This window comes from Limnoglobus sp. (assembly GCF_059499385.1).
Genome location: NZ_JCABYM010000029.1, coordinates 1 through 5897, shown reverse-complemented (window position 1 = coordinate 5897; position 5897 = coordinate 1). Strand labels below are relative to the sequence as shown.

Here is a 5897-nt window from a genome sequence, read left to right as displayed (position 1 = left end):
CCGCCGGGCGCCGCGGCCCCCCCCCCCCCGCGCCCCCCCCGCCCCCCCGCCCCCCCCCCCCCCCCCCCCCCCCCCCCCCCCGGGCGCGTCCAACGGCTAACGCGATGCTCACCGCGACTGGACAGGTTACCCCCCTCCCTAACCCTCCCCCCCAAGGGGGGAGGGAACAAAGCCAAGAACGGCGGGGGCCGCGATGAAGGCGCACGCACGAAAGCGGGCGCGGACCGCGGCCGTCGTCGCCGTCGCCGGGGCGGTGCTCGCGCAGCTCGGTATGGCCGTCGCGCTCGAAACCGTCCGCCCCGAGTGGCGCGACCCGGAGTTCGGCTGGCGGTTCAAGGCCGTCCGGAAGATGGACGGCCCGCTCGTCCTCGCGCTGGGCAGCTCCCGCACGCAGATGGGCCTGTCACCGCACGACCTCGGCGTCGCGTCGCCGGTCGTTTACAACTTCGGCCAGTCCGGCGGCGGGCCGGTCCACCACCTGTTGAACCTCCGCCGCCTCCTCGACACCGGGGTGACGCCGCGGGCCGTTCTCGTCGAAGTGATGGCCAGCGTGTTCAACCAGCCCGGCCCGGCCGAGCACGTCCTGCGGGACACGACGAGTCGCCTGAGCCTCGCGGACATCGACCGGCTGTCGCCGTACTGCGACGAAGCAGACGCGCTGCGCGGCCGATGGCTAACCCACCGGGCGTTGCCGTGGCACACGTCCCGGCTGCTGCTCGTCAGCCACGCGATGCCGTCGCTGTTGCCGTGGCAGCACCGGGTCGATTTCCAGTGGCGGCAGATGGACGACCGCGGCTGGGCACCGTTCCCGTTTGAACCGATCACTCCGGCCGACCACGCACGCCTCACGGCCCGCACGCGGACCGAATACGCGGCCGCCTTCCGAAACTACGCCGTCGCCCCGCTGCCGGACCGCGCCACCCGCGACCTACTCGCGCTCTGCCGCGAGCGGAACGTCCCGGTCGCGCTCTACCGGATGCCGGAAGCCACGTCGTTCCGCGACCTGTACCCGCCTGAGGCGACGGCCGCGTTCGCCGAGTACCTCGACACCCTCACCCGCGAGTTCGGCGTCCCCGTCTTCGACGCGACGACGTGGCTCCCGGATGTCGCCTTCAGCGACGGCCACCACCAACTGAAGTCCGCGGCGAAGCGGTTCAGCGCCCGATTCGGCCGCGACTGCCTGATTCCGTGGCTCGCTTCCTGTAAATTGACCCCTGACTCCTGATTCCTGACTCCTGACTCCTGTTTCCCATGCTCAAGCTCCCCAGCCTGCAACGTGTCCGCCAGATCGCCCCGCAGCCGACGGTCGCCGACGTGCCCGCCGAGACCCGTCGGGCGTGGCTGTCGTCCAAGCTCGCGAAGCGGGTCGAGCCGGGGATGCGGATCGCCGTCGGGTGCGGTAGCCGCGGGATCAAGAACTACCTCGCCATCGCGAAGGCGACCATCGACGCGCTGACGGAACTCGGGGCGAAGCCGTTCGTCGTGTCGGCGATGGGGTCGCACGGCGGGGCGACGCCGGAGGGCCAGCGGGAGCTGCTCGCCAGCTACGACATCGACGAGGCGCACCTCGGCGTGCCGGTCGTCACGGACATGGACGCGGTCGCCGTCGGCACGAACACCTGGGGCCTGCCGGTCTGGTGGGACAAGAACGCCCTCGCCGCCGACGGCGTCGTGACCGTCTCACGCGTGAAGCCGCACACCGACTTCCGCGGCAAGTTCGAGAGCGGCATCCTGAAGATGCTGACCATCGGTCTCGGCAAGCGGCACGGGGCGGACCAGGTGCATTCCTGGGGCGTCCGCGGGCTGGCCGAGATGATGCCGGCGTCCGCGAAGGTGCTGATGGCGAAGACGCCGTTCCTCGGCGGCCTCGCGATCGTCGAGAACACGAACGAGGAGACGGCGATCCTCGAAGTGATCGACAAGGACGACCTGTTCGACGAGGAGCCGCCGCTGCTGGTGAAGGCCCGCGAGCTGATGGGGAAGATTCCGTTCGATAAGCTCGACGTGCTGATCGTCGGCGAGTGCGGGAAGAACTACAGCGGCGCGGGCCTCGACCCGAACGTCGTCGGCCGGCTGCTCATCGAAGCATCCCCGGAGATGGAGCTGGCCGCGGCGAAGCCGCGGATCACGCGGATCGGGCTGCTCGACGTGTCGCCGGAGAGCCACGGCAACGCGACCGGCATCGGCATTGCCGACCTGACGACGAACCGCGCCCTGGCCTGCATCGACCAGCGGCCGTTCCGGATGAACAACCTGACCGCCCGCTTCTTGTGGCGGAGCAAACTGCCCATCGGGTTCGAGACGGACCGCGAGTGCGTCCAGTGGTGCATCGACACCTGCTGGAACCCGGAGGAGGCGAACCTGAAGGTCGCGGTCGTCCCGAACACGCTGGAGGTGGCGGAGCTGTGGGTGTCGCCGTCGCTGGTGGCGGAAGCGACGGAGAACCCGCACCTGGAGGTCGCCGGCGAGCCGCGGCCGTGGCCGTTCGACGCGGCCGGGGCGCTGAACCAGGAGGCGCTGTTCCCGCATAGCGTGCGGGCGCGGCGGAAGCACGGGTGACGGAAACACTCACCCGATTTGGCACGGACCCGGAATCGGCCGACCGCCTCGCGGCGCAGGCCGTCGCGGCCGAATCCGTCCTTGGCATTCACGGCGTCTCGGTGACGGCCCGCGCCACGACTGCCCCGGGCGGCCGGGCCGCCCGCGCCGCGGTCGAGCAACTCTTCCGCGTTCATGACACGCCGACCCGTCGCGACCCGCTGCACCGGACGGTAGAATTATCCAAGCCGGTGACCGCGGAGGCGGCCGAGGCGTTCAACCAACTATTCGGCCGGGGGTGACATATGACGACGTTTCGCGAAGGGCTGAATGCCCCATCCCCCGTGACCCGCGTGCTGATCCTTGACTACTACGACGGCGCGTTCGGGGGCGTCCTTCAACTCGGCGAGGGCGGGCCGGTCTTCAAGTTCGATTGCTCGAAGGAAGTCCCTAACCCGGACGGCGTGGACGAGCGACACTACGACTTACAACCACTCTCGTCCGACGCCCTCGACCGGTTGGAGCGAGTCATCGGCGAGTACATTCCGTCGACGTGGCCGACGTGGTTGCCCGTCTGGACATTCCCGACGGCCGAGATCAAGGAATCCGTCAACCGAAAAGTCGATGACATCTTGGGCTGCGGTGGACCCGCCGAATGGCAGATCGCCACTTCCGACACCGTCAACTTTGGCAGTCTCACCGCCCGACGACTCGTTCGCGAGCGGGCCGTCGCCGTTTAAGGAATGCTCATGTTCACCCCACTCGCCGTCGCGTCCGCGTTCTTGCTCGCCACCCCCGGCGGGCAGGCCCTCCGCTGGGAGAAGGAAATCGCCGGCATCGAGAAGCGGCTCGCCGCGGCCCCGCCCGCGAAGGGAGGCGTATTCTTCGCCGGCAGCTCCAGCATCCGGCTGTGGAACCTCGCCAAGTCGTTCCCGGACAAGCCCTACGTCAACGTCGGGTTCGGCGGGTCGGAAATCCGCGACACGACGCACTTCGCCGACCGCATCCTGCTGCCGCACGCGCCGAAGGTGGTCGTCTTCTACGCCGGCGACAACGACATCGCGAAGGGCCGCAAGCCGGAGCAACTCCGCGACGACTTCGCGGCGCTCGCGAAGGCCGTCCACGCGAAGCTGCCGCAGACGCGGATTCTCTACCTGCCGGTGAAGCCGAGCCTGGCCCGGTGGAAGCTGTACGACGTGCAGCAACAGGCGAATCGGATGGTGAAGGGTCTTTGTGACGCCGACCCGCGGCTGGGGTACATCGACATCGTGCCGGTGACGCTCGGGACGGACGGCAAGCCGCGGCCGGGGTTCTTCGTGAAGGACGGCCTCCACCTGAGTGAGGCCGGGTACGCCGCGTGGTCCGCGGCCGTGGCGAAGGCGCTGGAGTGAGTCAGCCCGCGGGCGGCGGGTCGGCCGGCGGTGGGTCCTCGGCGACCGATTTCGGCGGCCGTGGCTTCATGTAGCCGTATTTTTCCAAGTCCGCGACCAGTTTGCGGATACGCTCGAGTTCTTTCGGGTCTGTGATCTTTCGCGGGACGAACTTCGAGGCATCGGCCTCGATGATCACCAATTCGGAATCGTGACTGTTGGACCGGTGATTCATGAGACGTCCTCCCAGGATTCGAGTTTGAACCGGGCTCGTGTCAGGTAAGCACCGTTCGATTCGAGTGCGACTTCGTACACACCGGGATGCCGGAATACCAGATTTTTCACCGGAACCAAGGCCCGCTTCTCGTCCAACGGGTCGCTGAACTCCAGGACCCCGATGACCGCCAAAAGTTCACTCCCGTCGTTCAGGTCGGTCACGACCATCCGCAACGGCATTGTACCATAGCCGTTAGTTACAATGGCGAAAACGTAGAACTGTTGGAGCGGCGATGGGAATCCGTCTACAACCCTCCGGGTGAAGCAATTGATGAGGCTGACGTTTCGCGTTTCCTCTTCAACGATGACCGCCTCACAGAGGAAAACGCCTTTGGCAATCGGCGGTTCGATCATGTTCGCCCCCGCATCGGAATTGTTAGTTTACCAACCCGTCAGTGTCGTCGCTCCACTTGGTGCCCGATCATCCCCGCCGCGATCATTCGGTGCAAGCCCTGGGTCGTTTCCTCGGTAAGATCAACTGCACACCCCCACGGAAGCCCCCGCCATGATGCTGAAGATGGCCAAGCGGATGCTCGTCGAGGCCGACAAGCGGCTGCTCTGGAAGCTCGCCTGGAACATGGGCGTCAAGGGCGGCCTGTCCGTCCTCCGGCACAAGGCCCGGCTCCGCCGCGGCCAGGTGTTCCCGCCGTTCCTGTACGTGTCGATCATCAACTCGTGCAACCTCCGCTGCCAGGGGTGCTGGGTGGACGTGGCCCACAAGCAGCACACCATCGACCCGCCGGCGTTCCGCAAGCTCGTGCGGGAAGCCAAGCAGATGGGCAACGCCTTCTTCGGCATCGTCGGCGGCGAGCCGTTCATGCACCCGCACCTGCTCGACATGCTCGCCGAGTTCCCGGACTGCTACTTCCAAATCTTCACCAACGGCCACTTCATCACGGACGACCGCGCCAAGCGGATGCGGGAACTCGGCAACGTCACGCCGCTGGTTAGCGTGGAAGGCTCCGAGATCGTCTCGGACGAGCGCCGGGGCCGGGCCGGGGTGCTATCGAAGACGCTCCAGGGCGTGCAGAACTGCCTGAACAACAAGGTCTTCACCGGCGTTTGCACCAGCCTGTGCCGCACGAACATCGACGACCTGCTGACGGAAAAGTGGGTGGACCGGCTCATCGAGATGGGCGTCATGTACACCTGGTTCCACGTCTACCGGCCGATGGGGCCGAACCCGAACGTGGACCTGTGCCTGACGCCGGAGCAGGCGAAGCGCGCCCGCGAGTTCGTCGTCGAGATGCGGGCGAAAAAACCGATCGTGATCGTCGATGCCTACTACGACGGCGAGGGGAACGCCCTCTGCCCGGCGGTGACGGGGATCAGCCACCACATCAACCCGTGGGGCGACATCGAGCCGTGCCCGATCGTCCAGTTCTCGAAGGAGTCGATCCACGCGACCCACGACGGCCGGAGTTTGCGGGAGAAGTTCCTGACGAGCGCCTACCTGAAGGACTTCCGCGAAACCGCGGCCGAGGCGACCCGCGGGTGCATCGTGCTGGAGCGGCCGGACCTGTTGAAGGCCGTCGTCGAGCGGCACGGGGCGAAGGACGCGACGGCCCGGCGGACGGCGATGGCGGAGCTGGCCGCGATGACGCCGCACAACTCGCAGTACAACCCCGGCAACGAGGTTCCGGAAAAGAACATCCTCTACCGGCTCGCGAAGCGGGTGTTCTTCAACGACTTCGGCGTCTACCGGCGGTGACC

Annotated in this window: 8 protein-coding genes; 6 read left to right on the top strand and 2 right to left on the bottom strand. The window is 67.3% G+C overall.

Annotated elements, in window-relative coordinates; all coding sequences use genetic code 11:
• The first annotated feature begins 193 nt into the window (after positions 1 to 193).
• From AC5JJ2_RS05410 to AC5JJ2_RS05390, 5 genes are read left to right on the top strand one after another with little or no spacing between them, the layout of a single operon-like run.
• Positions 194 to 1225 carry a DUF1574 family protein gene (locus AC5JJ2_RS05410; RefSeq protein ID WP_495856945.1) on the top strand — a complete coding sequence of 344 codons (1032 nt, stop codon included), beginning with the start codon at positions 194 to 196 and terminating at the stop codon, positions 1223 to 1225.
• Between the two features lie 26 nt (positions 1226 to 1251).
• Positions 1252 to 2559, top strand: coding sequence for a nickel pincer cofactor-dependent isomerase, group 22 (locus tag AC5JJ2_RS05405; RefSeq protein ID WP_495856944.1), 1308 nt, complete (start codon positions 1252 to 1254; stop codon positions 2557 to 2559).
• Positions 2556 to 2840, top strand: coding sequence for a hypothetical protein (locus AC5JJ2_RS05400; RefSeq protein WP_495856943.1), 285 nt, complete (start codon positions 2556 to 2558; stop codon positions 2838 to 2840). Before AC5JJ2_RS05405 ends, AC5JJ2_RS05400 begins: the two co-directional genes overlap by 4 nt.
• 3 nt (positions 2841 to 2843) lie before the next feature.
• The gene (locus AC5JJ2_RS05395) at positions 2844 to 3278 is read left to right on the top strand and encodes a hypothetical protein (RefSeq protein WP_495856942.1); all 435 of its coding nucleotides are present in this window, start codon (positions 2844 to 2846) and stop codon (positions 3276 to 3278) included.
• A 9-nt stretch (positions 3279 to 3287) separates the two neighbouring features.
• Positions 3288 to 3929, top strand: a complete 642-nt coding sequence (locus tag AC5JJ2_RS05390; RefSeq protein ID WP_495856941.1) for a GDSL-type esterase/lipase family protein — start codon at positions 3288 to 3290, stop codon at positions 3927 to 3929.
• Position 3930: 1 nt separating this feature from the next.
• Here the strand turns inward: AC5JJ2_RS05390 and AC5JJ2_RS05385 are convergent, their stop codons facing one another.
• Together AC5JJ2_RS05385 and AC5JJ2_RS05380 are read right to left on the bottom strand one after the other, a co-directional pair.
• Positions 3931 to 4143 carry a hypothetical protein gene (locus tag AC5JJ2_RS05385; protein WP_495856940.1) on the bottom strand — a complete coding sequence of 71 codons (213 nt, stop codon included), beginning with the start codon at positions 4141 to 4143 and terminating at the stop codon, positions 3931 to 3933.
• Positions 4140 to 4538, bottom strand: a complete 399-nt coding sequence (locus tag AC5JJ2_RS05380) for a DUF6941 family protein (RefSeq protein ID WP_495856939.1) — start codon at positions 4536 to 4538, stop codon at positions 4140 to 4142. The genes AC5JJ2_RS05385 and AC5JJ2_RS05380 overlap by 4 nt, the downstream gene beginning before the upstream one ends.
• 151 nt (positions 4539 to 4689) lie before the next feature.
• On the opposite strand from AC5JJ2_RS05380, the gene AC5JJ2_RS05375 reads away from it, so the two are divergent.
• A complete protein-coding gene (locus AC5JJ2_RS05375; RefSeq protein WP_495856938.1) occupies positions 4690 to 5895 on the top strand; it encodes a radical SAM/SPASM domain-containing protein in 1206 nt (401 codons plus the stop codon).
• The last annotated feature ends 2 nt before the right edge of the window (positions 5896 to 5897 follow it).

What these genes read in the sequence shown, in the direction of transcription:
- AC5JJ2_RS05390 (WP_495856941.1), top strand. Translation starts at nt 3,288, where the DNA reads ATGTTCACCCCACTCGCCGTCGCGTCCGCGTTCTTGCTCGCCACCCCC.
- AC5JJ2_RS05385 (WP_495856940.1), bottom strand. Translation starts at nt 4,143, where the DNA reads ATGAATCACCGGTCCAACAGTCACGATTCCGAATTGGTGATCATCGAG.
- AC5JJ2_RS05380 (WP_495856939.1), bottom strand. Translation starts at nt 4,538, where the DNA reads ATGATCGAACCGCCGATTGCCAAAGGCGTTTTCCTCTGTGAGGCGGTC.
- AC5JJ2_RS05395 (WP_495856942.1), top strand. Translation starts at nt 2,844, where the DNA reads ATGACGACGTTTCGCGAAGGGCTGAATGCCCCATCCCCCGTGACCCGC.
- AC5JJ2_RS05405 (WP_495856944.1), top strand. Translation starts at nt 1,252, where the DNA reads ATGCTCAAGCTCCCCAGCCTGCAACGTGTCCGCCAGATCGCCCCGCAG.
- AC5JJ2_RS05375 (WP_495856938.1), top strand. Translation starts at nt 4,690, where the DNA reads ATGATGCTGAAGATGGCCAAGCGGATGCTCGTCGAGGCCGACAAGCGG.
- AC5JJ2_RS05410 (WP_495856945.1), top strand. Translation starts at nt 194, where the DNA reads ATGAAGGCGCACGCACGAAAGCGGGCGCGGACCGCGGCCGTCGTCGCC.